The sequence below is a fragment of the Frankia sp. QA3 genome, from assembly GCF_000262465.1.
GTDB lineage: Bacteria > Actinomycetota > Actinomycetes > Frankiales > Frankiaceae > Frankia.
The window spans coordinates 5076798-5088934 of record NZ_CM001489.1 but is presented as its reverse complement, the minus strand read 5'-3'; the positions used below and the strand labels follow the sequence as shown (position 1 = coordinate 5088934).

Sequence of the window (12137 nt, the reverse complement as noted above, 5' to 3'; positions counted from 1 at the left end):
GGGAGACCGAATGAAGAGTCGGTGGCGCAGGAGGACGTTCGAGTCCGTTGGCCTGACCGAGTACCCGCCGGGACCCAACCTCGAGCGCCTGGGGGGCCAGCAGAAAGTCTACGTAACCCGGTCAGGAAATGACAATATCGGTGCGATCCTGGCATCAATGGGCGTAGAGTTCGAACCCTTCCGGGGTGCCTTCGACTGCACCCTGCTGTTCGTCAACTGCGATACGCCCGACCATGTCGATCCGAGAGCACTCGCGGAGTTCGTCCGAGCCGGGGGCTGTCTGTACGCCTCGGACCACGCCGACCGCCTGATCACTCAGGTGTTTCCCGGTATCTTTGACTTCGGTGGTCATGTCGGAAACCCCGGACATGTCACCGTGGACGTTCTCGACCCGGAGCTCAGGGACATCCTCGGCCCACGGATCACGGTCGAGTTCGACATGCCCGCATGGTCTGTGCTGCTCGGCGGGAGGGCGGAACCGATCCTGCTGTCGGCGGAGGGTAGCCAGCAGGCGGGGAGGCCCATCATGGCCTACGCCGAGTACGGCCAAGGCTCGATCTTCTACACCTGCTTCCACAACAAGGCGCAGACATCGGACCGCGAGAAGCGGCTGCTTCAGTTGCTGGTCGTCAAGCAGTTCAGTACCACCTCCCACCAATCGTTCGAGCAGACCGGCCGAGCGCTCGGACTCAGGCTCGACGAGATACGGGGACTGCACCGCTGACCGTTGGTTCCGAATTCGAGGGCCTGATTCGCATTCCCTGTGGCACAGATGACCGGGGCTTTCCTGCTACGGTCGCCGTAGTTGCTACGGGAGTGGCACGTGGTATGGAATTCCGCCTCGAAAAGGTTGACGGGTTCCGCCCTAGCCCAGGGGGCGCGCTGGCCATCCCTTCGGGATGGACGAGTAGTGGCCCTCGCCGATCTCGCGGCGATGCTGGTCGGAACCTCGCAGTCGTAACGTCGTAGTTACCAAGATTGTCGAGTTTGGGGGGTGCGAACCGCCGAACGGCCAGGTGAGGCGGCAGATGACGCCTACCCAAGGGACGGTTGGTGGACCTGACGCACCACAATGAGAACCATTCGATCTCGGTTCAGGGCCCTGAAATCATCATCCGCCCGGTCTCCACACGACTGCCGACCAGGGGCTGCGTCGAGTGGGCGTCGACCTCGCAACACCATCTGTCGAGTAGAACATACGTTCTGGCAACCTGGTAGTTGCCGCCGCGAGCGCCAACTCTACGAGGCGAGAAACGGTTCCATGCCGTCGTGCCTGTTGTAGGTGACCGTAGGACACGACTCTCGGCTTGGTGCAGCATGATGTCGCTGGCGGGAACAGCGGCGCGAGCAGCGCGAGGTGGTCTGGTGCGGCGACCGCGAGTCGTTCGCTACGTGGCCAGTTGACGCAGTGCCTCCTGCGAGGGCGAGTCCGGCTCGGTGGTGAACGTCACGAGCCACTGGTCTGGCTCCCCGCCGGGCTTCATGACGTCGATGGCGATCTCAAGGTCGCCGGCCACCGGGTGCCGCAGGTGGCAGGTCACGCCGGACCAGTCCGCGACCTGGTACTCGGCCCAGAGCCGGCGGAAGTCGGCGCTTGAGGAGCGCAGCGACTCGACGACGGCGTCCATGTCGGGGTTCTGGGGGTAGCGGCCCAGGGACAGGCGCAGGTATGCGACGTGCTGGCGGGCTATCAGGTCCCACTCGGTGGCGTCGTCGATCATGGACCGGAAGGGTAGGTCGAGGAAGACCAGGTGCGGCCAGCTGCGTCGGGGAGGTGGCAGGGCGTCTAGGTCGCCGAGGAGCCGTCCGGCGGACTCGTTCCAGGCCAAGATGTTGCCGTGCCGGCCGTGCGCGAACGCGGGCGTGTGCTCCATGCCCTCGATCAGGCAACGGAGGTCGGTGCGAACGTGGGGCTCGTCCGGGCCGGGAACGCGCCGTGGCGGATGGACGAGATTGGTGAGGTGTTCCCGCTCGACGCTGGTCAACCGGAGCGCGGCGGCGACCGCCTCGAGCACCTCGGCCGAGACGTTGCGGCCGTGGCCCTGTTCCAACCGGGTGTAGTGGGTGACGCTCACCCCGGCGAGCTGGGCCAACTCCTCACGGCGCAGGCCCGGGACGCGGCGGCGCTCGCCGTATTGGGGAAGACCGACGGTCTCGGGCCGCAGTTTGGCCCGACGTGACATCAGAAAGCCGGTCAACTCCGTGCGGGTGTCCACCGGGACCAGGGTAACCACTGATTGGCTACCCAACCGAGGGTGCTGGCTGCGCTATTTTCCAGGCCACAGGCTGATCGACATGACAGCGAACCTCATGAGCCGGGAGATCCGGCTGGCCGCCCGCCCGGTCGGCGAACCCGGCGCACAGCACTTCGACCTCGTCCGCGATGCGGTGCCGCCGCTTGCCGAGGGACAGATCCTGGTCCGCAACACCTGGATGTCGGTCGACCCGTACATGCGGGGGCGGATGGACGACAAGCCGTCCTACATCCCGCCGTTCCAGGTCGGCGTCGCGTTGGAGGGCAGCGCGGTCGGCGAGGTCGTCGACTCCCGGTCGGACGGCATCTCGGTCGGCGCGACGGTGTCCCACTTCCTGGGCTGGCGGGACTACGCCGTCGTCGACGCCGCGGACGCGAACGTCGTGGACGTCGCGGACGTGCCGCCGCAGGCGTACCTCGGCCCGCTCGGTACCACTGGCCTCACCGCCTACGCGGCGCTGACCGACGTGGCCCCGGTCCGGTCGGGTGACACCGTGTTCGTCTCCGGTGCCGCCGGTGCAGTCGGCAGCGTGGCCGGCCAGGTCGCCCGGCTGGTAGGCGCCGCCACGGTGATCGGCTCTGCCGGCGGCCCGGAGAAGACCAAGAAGCTTGTCGCCGACTTCGGATTCGACGTGGCCATCGACTACCACGCCGGCCCGATCGCCGAGCAGCTCGCCGGCGCGGCCCCGCGGGGCATAGACGTCTATCTCGACAACGTCGGCGGCGATCACCTGGCGGCCGCGATCGGCGCCGCACGGGCCGGCGCGCGGTTCGCACTCATCGGCGCGGTCAGCTCCTACAACGCGACCGGTCCAGTTCCCGGCCCCGAGAACCTCTTCCAGGCGTACTGGAAGGAAATGACCCTGCGCGGCATGCTCGTGACCTCTTACTTCCACCTTTTCCCGGAGTGGATCGGGCGCGCGAGCGGCTGGCTGCGGGACGGGTCGCTGCGCACCGCCGAGACCGTGGTCCACGGCCTGGAAGAGGCCCCGGCCGCGTTGCTCGGGGTGTTGCGCGGCGCCAACACCGGTAAGATGCTCGTCCGCCTCGGCGACTGAGGAGCGCCGGTGCAGGCGTTGATCCATGACCCGACCGCCCCGCAGGGGTTGCGCGTCGGCCAAGTCCCTGACGCCCGCCCCCGCCAGCACGAGGCGCTGATCGAGGTGGCGGCGGTCTCGCTCAACTACGGCGAGCTGGCCTTCCGGCCATCGGACCTGGGACCGGGGTACGTCTCCGGCTGGGACGCGGCCGGCGTGGTGGTCCGGCCGGCGGCCGACGGCTCGGGTCCGCCCCAAGGCACCCGGGTGGTGTCCTTCGGGTGGGCCGGCGCGTGGGCGCAGCTACGCGCCGTTGACCCGGCCGAGACGGCTGTCGTGCCCGACGGGGTGGACCTGGGTGCGGCAAGCGCGTTGCCGGTCGCCGGTGTTACTGCGCTGCAGGCGGTGCGCCGGCTGGGTGCGGTGCTCGGCCGGCGGGTCCTGATCACCGGCGCCGCGGGCGGCGTTGGCCGGTTCGCCGTACAGCTCGCCGCGTTGGCCGGCGCCCATGTCATCGCCTCGGTCGGCCACCCAAGCCGCGCGCGGGGACTAGTCGCCGACGAGGTCGTTGTCGGCACCGAGGGCCTGGCGGGCCTCGTCGAGCCAGTTCACGGCGTGCTGGACAGTGTCGGCGGTCCACACCTCGCTCTGGCATTCGAGCGGCTCGACGACGAGGGGGTCGTCCAGGCGATCGGCATGGCGTCGGGCCAGGCGACGCTCATCGACTTCGAGGTGGCACGGACGCGGTCGGCGCGGGGACGGCTGGAGAACTTCAACCTGCGCACCCCGGTCGGTGCCGACCTCGCCTTCCTGGTCGGCCTCATGGCCCAGGGCAAGCTCGACCCGCAGGTCGGCTGGCGCGCACCCTGGGACCGTGCGCCCGAAGCGGCGGAGGCGCTGTTGTCCCGCCGCGTCCGCGGAAAGGCCGTGCTCGACCTACCGCCACGCCGAACCCCTGCCGTCGGCGTGGAAGGCCGTTCCCGGTGACGGCGAGGACATTGACCCGGCCTTCGACAGATTGATGTGGAAGGTCTTCACCCACGGAAAGACACAGCCAACACCTGTCATGTGGATCGAGAAGCGGCCACGCGATGACGGCGGCGCGGACCCGATCCCAGTCCAACGGCTCGCACTGATGGAGTTCCCATGGCACACCAACCGTTCCTCGTCGTCGGCGGCACCGGCAAGACTGGCCGGCAGGTGGTCGCCCGCCTCCGCGCTCGTGGCGCACCGGTCCGGGTGGCGCCCCGGGCCGCCGAACGGCGTTTCGACTGGGCGGACGAACGCACCTGGCGGCCGGCGCTGGAGGGTGTCGCCAGCGTGTAGGTCGCGGCGCCGGACGAGGCCACTCCTGCGACGCATCAACACCTACCTGATGCGGTGGGCTGGCAAGAAGTACAGACGGCTACGCCCGTTCAAGCGGTTCAGAGCATGGTGGACCGGGATCCTCGATCGAGAGCCCGGACTGTTCGCGCACTGGGCCTGGGTATCCATGCCGACCGGATCACGGTGAGAAGAGCGGAGTGAACCGAGAGGTTCACGCTCCGTTCTGTGGGAGCCCGGGGGTGCGATCCCCCGGGCCACCCGACCAGGCGCGGACCGCCGCGGACGCGGTTCCGCGGCGTGTGAGACGGCCATCTCGCCCACAATCCACCCACGGCGATCATCACCCCAGGAAGAAGTAAGTAGGAAATGCCAACCATGCAGCTAACGTGTCTGCCACGAGGTGGGCCGTCAGGGACTCGAACCCTGAACTCGCCGGTTAAAAGCCGGCTGCTCTGCCAATTGAGCTAACGGCCCCGCGGGGCGATCGTACCTGGGCGGGCGTGGTCTTCGAAGCCTCCGGCCGTGGGTGCCGTGGGTCGACGCGCAATCTGGTGCGACCCGGGTCACAGTGCGCCGGGCGACCGCATCCGTCGATGATGGTGATCTACGGCCTCACCTCGGGTTTCGGGCGTGACACGCCATCGGGGTCGGGCCGGGGACGAGTATCCGCGAGTGTCGAGGAGCCGACGTGAGCGACATCAGCCCGGCCGCCCTGTCCGAGGAGAGCGCCGCGAGTGCGGGGCGCACGATCGTCTTCATCCACGGGTTGTGGCTGACGTCGGCGAGCTGGCAGCCGTGGATCGACCGGTTCGCCGCGCTGGGGCACACCGGTCTCGCCCCGGAGTGGCCGGGGATGGACCGCGACCTCGACGCGCTGCGGGAGGAGCCGACCGCCGACAACCACGTCGGCCTGGTCGAGGTGACGGACAGCTACGCGAAGGTCGTCGCGGCCCTGCCGGAGGCGCCGATCCTCGTCGGGCACTCGTTCGGCGGGCTGATCGTCCAGCTCCTGCTCGACCGTGGCCTCGGGGCGGCCGGGGTGGCGATCTCCCCGGCGCCGGTGAAGGGCGTGCTGCGGCTGCCGCTCGCCACGCTGCGCTCGTCGGCCCCGGTGCTGACGAAGCCGGCGACCCGCCGCCGGGTGGTCGGGCTGACCGCGGACCAGTGGTTCTACGCGTTCGCGAACACCGTCAGCCGGGGCGAGTCGGACGAGCTGTTCGCGCGGCTGCAGGCGCCCACCCCGGGCCGGCCGCTGTGGCAGGCCGCGTTCGCGAACCTCAACCCGAAGGCGCCGAGCAAGGTCGACTTCGGTAAGGCCGACCGGGCGCCGCTGCTGGTCCTCGGCAACGGCGCCGACCACACCGTGCCGGCGTCGGTGAGCCGGGAGACGTACACCCGCCAACGGAAGTCGGGCGCGATCACCGCCTACCACGAGTTCCCGGGCCGCCCGCACCTGACGGCCAGCGTGCCCGGCTGGGAGGAAGTCGCCGACCTCGCCCTCGCCTGGGCACTGGCGCCCCGCTCCGGCGAGGTCTGACCGCGCCGTCCCGCGGGTCGGTCGGGGACGGCGATGGTCAGGACGGCGAGAAGTGCACGGGAAGCGCGGACAGGCCGCGCATCCACGGCGACGGGCGCCAGACCAGCGCGTCGGGGGAGACCGCGAGGACGGCGTCGGGCAGCCGGTCGAGCAGCACCTCGACGGCGGCCCGCACGATCGTCTCGGCGATCTCCTGCGCGGGATACGGGCAGCGGTGCTCGCCGTGGCCGAACGACATGTGGGCGTGGTTACCGCCGGGGCCCTCGAAGGAGTCCGGCCGCACCTGCGGGTCGCTGTTCGCCGCCGCGCAGCTCAGCACGAGCATGTCGCCGGTCTGGATGTGCTGGCCGGCGAGCTGGGTGCTGCGGATCGCCCAGCGGCCGGACATGTTCTGCAGCGGCGTGTCCTCCCACAACACCTCGTTGAGCGCCTGCCCGACGCTGCGCCGGCCTCCGGAAAGGGTGACGGCGAAGCGGCTGTCGGTGAGCATCAGCCGTAGCGTGTTGCCGATCCAGTCGGTGATCGGCTGCTGGCCGATCCCGACGATCAGCAACAGGTCCCACGACGCCTCCTCGTCGGTCAGCTTCCCGGGATGGCCGAGCAGCGCGGAGGGGATGTCCGGTCGGGGGTGGGCCCGCCGGTCGGCCAGCAGCGCGTTGATGATGGCGACGAACCGGGAGTGGCCGGCGACCGCCTCCGGGCCGGAGCCGTCCGCGGCCGCGTTCATCGACGCGAGCAGCTCGGGCAGGCCGGCCTCGGGGATGCCGATCATGCGGCCGATCAGCAGCATCGGCATCGTCTGGGCGTACTCGGTGATGAGGTCCGCCTCGCCGCGCCCGGCGAAACTGTCGATCAGCTCGTCGCAGGTCCGTTCGCACAGCGCCCGCAGCTCGAACAGGTCTATGTCGCTGAGCACGTCATTCATGATCGCGGAGCGGCGCTCGAATTCGGCGCCCTCCAGGTGCATGGTGTACGGCTGGTAGCCGACGACGGGGAGCAGCGGCCAGTCCGGCGGGATGCGGTCCCAGGCGTTCCAGCGGCGCGGGTCGCGCCCGTACAGCTCCGGGTTGCTCGTCACGTAGTGCAGCTCACGGTAGCCGAGGACCAGCCAGGCGGGGATGTCGCCGTCGAGCAGGATCGGCGCGACGGGGCCGTGGATACGGCGCATCTCCCGGTACATCTGCGCCGGATTGTGCTGGAAGCGCGGGCCGTACAGCCGGACCGCCCCGGGGTGGTCCGGGAAGCCCGGCGCCGGCGCCGCGAGCTCGGTGGCGGCCGGCGCCGCAGCCCAGTTGTCGACGCGGTCAAGGTGCGGATGTGTCACGGCGAGGTCTCCCGGGCGGTGGACAGGGCGTACAGGTGGTTGACCAGCGCGATCAGCACCGACTTGCTCGATGCGCGATGCCGGGCGTCGCAGTCGATGAGCGGGACGTCCTCGGACAACGACAACGCCTCGCGTAGCTGCGGCAGCGTGTGCTCCGGCTCGCCGAAGTTGTTGCGCGCGACGATGAACGGCATCCCGTGGTGCTCCAGCCGGTCGATCGCGTACCAGGAGTCCGCCACCCGACGGGTGTCGACCAGGACGACCGCGCCGAGCGTCCCCGCGAACAGCCGGTCCCACAGGAACCAGAACCGCTCCTGCCCGGGGGCGCCGAACAGGTAGAGCACCATCCGCTCGTTGAGGCTGATCCGGCCGAAGTCGAAGGCCACGGTGGTCGTGGACTTCTCCCGCACGCCGCCCGTGTCGTCGATGCCGATGCCGGCACCGGTCATCGTCTCCTCGGTGCTCAGCGGACGGATCTCGCTCACCGTGCGGACCATCGTCGTCTTGCCGACGCCGAACCCACCGACGATAACGATCTTCAGCGCGTCGTTGACCGTGCTCGCCAGCGGGGCGCGGGAACGCGGTGGGGCCTGGACGGCGACCTCAGAGCTTCTTGAGTCCAACGAGCACCTGCTTCAGGATCTCGGGATGGGGCAACGGCGTCCTGACGACGGAGGCCGAGGGATGGCGCGCCGCGATCCGACCGGTGTCGAGCAGGTCGCAGAGCAGGATCTTCACCACGCTCACCGGTAGCTTCAGCTCGGAGGCGAGCTCCACGACGGCGACCGGCGACCGGCACATCCGCAGGATCGCGGCGTGCTCGGACTGCATGCCCGGCGTCGGATCGCTCTCGCTGACGATCAGCGTGACAAGGTCGAAGGCGTTCTCGTCGGCGCGGCTGCGCCCACCGGTGACGGTGTAGAGCCGGTCGGGGTTCTCCCCGTCGATGGCCTCCCGGATCACGAGGCCGCAAGCCCGGGGGCGGCCTCGCGCGGCGGGGCACTGAGGTAGTCGCCGATCTGCTCGACCAGCTCGTTCATGTTGTGCCCGATGACGCCGGCGTCGGCGTCATCGGTCGCCACGACGGCGAGGTGCGCGCCCTGGCCGGCCTCGATGATGAACAGCAGCCCGCCGTGGAACTCGGTCATGGACTGCCGCACGCCGCCGCTGCCGTCTCCGAACTCCACCGACGCGCCGTGCGAGAGGCTCTGGATCCCGGAGGCGATGGCGGCGAGCTGGTCCGCCTGATCCACGCTGAGCCCGGAAGTGCGGCAGAGCTTGAGACCGTCCTTGGAGAGCACCAGGGCGTGTCGCGTCCCCGGAGTCCGCTCCAGCAGGTTCTCCAGCAGCCAGTCGAGGTCACGGGTTCTCGTGTTCATGGGTATCTCCGGCCGTGCGTAGGAGCGATCAGGAGTTGCCGTTCCGCCTGGTAGGGAGGCCGCCGCTGGTGGGCCCGGCGGCGTCGGTACCGTCCCGTGTCTGGAACCACGTGCCCTTGTCCGGGCCGCGGGCGATGCCCCCGGCGGTGCGGTCCGAATCCGCCGGCTCCGGCAGCTCCGTCGGCTCCGGCAGCTCCGTCGGCTTTGGTAGCTCCGTCGGCTTTGGTAGCTCCGGCAGCTTGGTCGGTCCCGTCATTGACGGTGGCAGCGGTGGCAGTGGAGGCAGCGGCGGGCGACCCGCGCCGTTCGGGGTGTTCGGGGCATCAGTGTCGGGCCGCCCGCCGCGGGTCGCCCGGCGGAAGGCGCCGAAGCGGGCGCCCGCGTCGGTTGGCGCAGGCGCAGGCGTCGGCGCGGGCGGGGTGGGTAGCCGGCCCACCGCATTTGCCATGGTCTCCCCGCGACGCCGTTTCGGCAGCGCCTCGAGGGCCGTCAGTGGCGCGGGCGCGGCCAGCTCGCCGGGTACGTCGGCGCGCGGAACCGACCCCGTCGGGTTGTCCAGGAGAGGGGTGCCGGCCGCGGCGGCTCGGCCCGTTGCGGCGGTGCCACCCGCTCCGGTGCCGTCCAACCCGGTGCCGCCCGAGACGGTGCCGCCCGAGACGGGGCGCTCGAGCGTGTTGATCGCGGCACGGGCCGGCGCGCCGGCCGCGTCGGCCCGGCTCGTTGCGCCCGCCGATGCCCCGGCGGTCTCGCCCGCTGGCAGCCCGGCCGCGGCGGGGTTCGGCCGCGGCTGGGTGATGAGCCGGCGGGGGATCATCACGACGACCCCGGTGCCGCCGCGCGAGGACGGCCGGAACGACACCGTCAGACCGTGCTTGCGGGCGAGCACGCCGACCACGGCCAGGCCCAGCCGGGTGCCGGACAGCGTGGTGAGATCCAGCGGCTCCGCCGAGACCGCGAGCTCGGCGCGGCGCAGCGCCGCGGGCCCCATGACCAGGCCGCCGTCCTCGATCGTCACGACGATCCCGGCATGGACCTCCTCCACGTACACGTGCACCTCCTCGGAGGGAGGCGAGAAGCTGGTGGCGTTGTCCATCAGCTCGGCGAGGGCGTGCATGACGCCCTCCGCCGCGTAGCCGGCGACCGCGACCGTGCTCGTCGAGTGCAGGCGGACCCGCTGGTAGGCGCTGATCCGGCCGACCGCGCCGCGCAGGATGCTCTCCATCACGATCGGTTTGGTCCACCGCCGTCCGGTGCGGGCACCGGTCAGCACCGCGATGCTGTCCGCCAACCGGCCCGCCTGGGCGGTCGCGTGGTCGAGGCGGAGCAGGTCACCGAAGACCTCCTCGTCGTGGCGCTCCTCCATCTCGCGCAGGTCCGCGAGCATGCTCGTCGCCAGCGCCTGCACCCGGCCGGCCGCGTTCGCGCACGCGGACATCGCGGCGGCGCGCATTCGCTCGCCGCGGCCGATCTCCGTCGCGAGCGTGCGCAGGATGCGCCGCTGTGCCTCGCGCGCCTCGCGTGCCTCGCGGTCCGCGTCGGCCATCCCCGGGCCCGCGGCGACGCCCCCGTGACCGGCGACGCCCCCCGCTCCGGCGATGCCCGCTCTTGCGGGGACGCCCGTGTCGGCGGCACCCGGCTGGCCGAAGTCGCCGATCTCGCCGACCTCGGCGAGCGCGACCTCGGGCGAGGCGCCGTCACGCAGCCGCTTCACCACCGCGGGCAGGATCTGGTCGGCGAGCTGCGCGGCGCGGGTGTTCTGCGTCTGGACCTGCCTCTGCGCGCCGGCAAGCCGGGTCTCCAGATCGCTGACCTGGCTCCGTAGCCGACGCACGGCCCGCCCGCGGCCGAGTGCGAACGCCACGGTGAGCAGCACGACGGCGGTGGCCACCACCGCGGACACGACGACCGGCGGGCGGTCCGGGCCGGCGGTCGCGGCGTTCGCCCACGCACCCACGCCGACGACGGCCAGCACGGCGATCACCAGGACGAGGGGCGTCTGATCGGTCAGGGCGCGGGGACCACGGCGGGTGGGCGAGGCATGTGTCGGCATGAGGCGGGTCCTCGTCAGCGGATGGTGGCGAGCACGCGTGGATGGTCTGGATGGCCGCCGAGGGCGCGCCGTGGGCTCTGGGCGCGCTCGAGGTGGGACATGCGTCGACCCAGATACGTGACTGCCACGGTTTCGACCCCCCGGTCTCGCCTGTGTCGCCGGTCCCAGCTGTGGACGAGGTGCCCAGGTCCCCGGCGGCGGCCGGCCCAGGTCAGCGGCGATGTCGGACAGCCTAGGCACGCATTCGCGGCCCGCAGACGGTCAGCAACCAGCATTGATCGGGACTATCGCCCCCTAGTGGCAGGGATGGGGCACTGTTGTCCCCGGATGGTCCCCGGAACTGCCCGGACCATCCGGGGACAAGGGAGCGGCCCCGCCAGAGGCGGCGGTCCCGGATATGCAAGAACGGCCTAGATTTCGAGCCGCTCTCCCGGAATGTGCCGTTCGCCCGAAGCATTTAGTGGTGATTTGGCCGCATCTGCCGGCATGGCGGCGCTGGAGCACCGTCTCGTGGATTCGCCGCCCACCGGCGGTTTGGAGGTGCGGGCGCCCGCGTGGGCAGCGTCAGGGGCGGTCACTGGCACTTTCGGGCCATCGGGAGACCGCCAGGAAGGCTCGCGCGCCGGCGACGGGCGTGGCGGAAGGCGCTCGCCGGCTCCGGGCCGTTGCAGGGCGTTCGCTGGCTCACGGAGCCGTGGGGGAGGGGAGTTCGGCGCCTCGGGCCGCGCTGGGGGTGCTCAGCGGCCCCGGGCCGCGGCGGCGCCGGGGTAGGGCAACAGCGCCATCTCGCGGGCGTTCTTGATCGCGCGGGTCACCTCGCGGTGTTGGCGCGGAGTGAGTCCGGTGATCCGCCGCGCCCGGATCTTCCCCCGGTCCGAGATGAACTGGCGCAACAGAGCGATGTCCTTGTAATCGACGTAGGTGATCCCGCGTTCGCGGAGAATGTTCGGCTTCTTACGCTGTCCCGGCTTCGGGGCGCGGCGAGTGGGCATTCGATGACCTCCTGTCGACCGTTGGCGTCATCTCGGTTATCTCACGGAGCGCGTGGTGATGGCCGGGCAACGCCAATCCGCGCCCGTCGCCACGCCTCGCGCCGCCCACCCCGGTCTGGCGGCAAATCGCCGATCCTGCACATCGTTGATTTCAGGTAACGCTAAGCATCTACTTTGGCCGGGTGGTGGTCACGTGGGGTGACGGGGATCGCGGTCTTCCGCCCCTAAGGCGACCGTT

General features: G+C 70.8%; 12 protein-coding genes and 1 tRNA gene. 5 read left to right on the top strand and 8 right to left on the bottom strand.

The genetic code is table 11. The features are described 5' to 3' along the window. Positions 1-10: 10 nt before the first annotated feature. Positions 11-724: a hypothetical protein gene (locus FRAQA3DRAFT_RS20955; RefSeq protein ID WP_009741049.1), complete on the top strand. Its 714-nt coding sequence runs from the start codon at positions 11-13 to the stop codon at positions 722-724. A 664-nt stretch (positions 725-1388) separates the two neighbouring features. Here the strand turns inward: FRAQA3DRAFT_RS20955 and FRAQA3DRAFT_RS20950 are convergent. Further along, positions 1389-2216: a helix-turn-helix domain-containing protein gene (locus FRAQA3DRAFT_RS20950; RefSeq protein ID WP_232291688.1), complete on the bottom strand. Its 828-nt coding sequence runs from the start codon at positions 2214-2216 to the stop codon at positions 1389-1391. 79 nt (positions 2217-2295) lie between these two features. On the opposite strand from FRAQA3DRAFT_RS20950, the gene FRAQA3DRAFT_RS20945 reads away from it, so the two are divergent. The 3 genes from FRAQA3DRAFT_RS20945 (at position 2296) to FRAQA3DRAFT_RS20935 (ending at position 4617) form a co-directional block, all read left to right on the top strand. Beyond that, entirely contained in the window at positions 2296-3312 is a 1017-nt protein-coding gene (locus FRAQA3DRAFT_RS20945) for an NADP-dependent oxidoreductase (protein WP_009741047.1), read from the top strand. Between the two features lie 9 nt (positions 3313-3321). Further along, positions 3322-4278, top strand: a complete 957-nt coding sequence (locus FRAQA3DRAFT_RS20940; protein WP_009741046.1) for a zinc-binding dehydrogenase — start codon at positions 3322-3324, stop codon at positions 4276-4278. A 159-nt stretch (positions 4279-4437) separates the two neighbouring features. Continuing rightward, positions 4438-4617 carry a hypothetical protein gene (locus FRAQA3DRAFT_RS20935; protein WP_035921277.1) on the top strand — a complete coding sequence of 60 codons (180 nt, stop codon included), beginning with the start codon at positions 4438-4440 and terminating at the stop codon, positions 4615-4617. 401 nt (positions 4618-5018) lie between these two features. Here the strand turns inward: FRAQA3DRAFT_RS20935 and FRAQA3DRAFT_RS20930 are convergent. Next, a tRNA-Lys gene (locus tag FRAQA3DRAFT_RS20930) sits at positions 5019-5091 on the bottom strand. Positions 5092-5305: 214 nt separating this feature from the next. On the opposite strand from FRAQA3DRAFT_RS20930, the gene FRAQA3DRAFT_RS20925 reads away from it, so the two are divergent. After that, entirely contained in the window at positions 5306-6154 is an 849-nt protein-coding gene (locus tag FRAQA3DRAFT_RS20925; RefSeq protein ID WP_009741045.1) for an alpha/beta hydrolase, read from the top strand. 37 nt (positions 6155-6191) lie between these two features. On the opposite strand, the gene FRAQA3DRAFT_RS20920 is transcribed toward FRAQA3DRAFT_RS20925, so the two are convergent. From FRAQA3DRAFT_RS20920 to rpsR, 6 genes are all read right to left on the bottom strand, one after another. Continuing rightward, complete coding sequence (locus tag FRAQA3DRAFT_RS20920; RefSeq protein WP_009741044.1) at positions 6192-7478, bottom strand: cytochrome P450; 1287 nt, start codon at positions 7476-7478, stop codon at positions 6192-6194. Then, entirely contained in the window at positions 7475-8101 is a 627-nt protein-coding gene (locus FRAQA3DRAFT_RS20915) for an ATP/GTP-binding protein (protein ID WP_009741043.1), read from the bottom strand. The genes FRAQA3DRAFT_RS20920 and FRAQA3DRAFT_RS20915 overlap by 4 nt, the downstream gene beginning before the upstream one ends. Further along, positions 8082-8441, bottom strand: coding sequence for a DUF742 domain-containing protein (locus FRAQA3DRAFT_RS20910; protein ID WP_009741042.1), 360 nt, complete (start codon positions 8439-8441; stop codon positions 8082-8084). The genes FRAQA3DRAFT_RS20915 and FRAQA3DRAFT_RS20910 overlap by 20 nt, the downstream gene beginning before the upstream one ends. Continuing rightward, positions 8438-8857: a roadblock/LC7 domain-containing protein gene (locus FRAQA3DRAFT_RS20905; protein ID WP_009741041.1), complete on the bottom strand. Its 420-nt coding sequence runs from the start codon at positions 8855-8857 to the stop codon at positions 8438-8440. The genes FRAQA3DRAFT_RS20910 and FRAQA3DRAFT_RS20905 overlap by 4 nt, the downstream gene beginning before the upstream one ends. 28 nt (positions 8858-8885) lie before the next feature. Continuing rightward, positions 8886-10907: an ATP-binding protein gene (locus tag FRAQA3DRAFT_RS34220; RefSeq protein WP_009741040.1), complete on the bottom strand. Its 2022-nt coding sequence runs from the start codon at positions 10905-10907 to the stop codon at positions 8886-8888. 737 nt (positions 10908-11644) lie between these two features. Continuing rightward, the gene (gene rpsR / locus FRAQA3DRAFT_RS20895; RefSeq protein ID WP_009741039.1) at positions 11645-11899 is read right to left on the bottom strand and encodes a 30S ribosomal protein S18; all 255 of its coding nucleotides are present in this window, start codon (positions 11897-11899) and stop codon (positions 11645-11647) included. Positions 11900-12137 lie beyond the last annotated feature (238 nt).

Excerpts from the sequence above, each read along its gene's own strand:
- FRAQA3DRAFT_RS34220 (WP_009741040.1), bottom strand. The coding sequence starts at position 10,907 with ATGCCGACACATGCCTCGCCCACCCGCCGTGGTCCCCGCGCCCTGACC.
- rpsR (WP_009741039.1), bottom strand. The coding sequence starts at position 11,899 with ATGCCCACTCGCCGCGCCCCGAAGCCGGGACAGCGTAAGAAGCCGAAC.
- FRAQA3DRAFT_RS20955 (WP_009741049.1), top strand. The coding sequence starts at position 11 with ATGAAGAGTCGGTGGCGCAGGAGGACGTTCGAGTCCGTTGGCCTGACC.
- FRAQA3DRAFT_RS20905 (WP_009741041.1), bottom strand. The coding sequence starts at position 8,857 with ATGAACACGAGAACCCGTGACCTCGACTGGCTGCTGGAGAACCTGCTG.
- FRAQA3DRAFT_RS20945 (WP_009741047.1), top strand. The coding sequence starts at position 2,296 with ATGACAGCGAACCTCATGAGCCGGGAGATCCGGCTGGCCGCCCGCCCG.
- FRAQA3DRAFT_RS20935 (WP_035921277.1), top strand. The coding sequence starts at position 4,438 with ATGGCACACCAACCGTTCCTCGTCGTCGGCGGCACCGGCAAGACTGGC.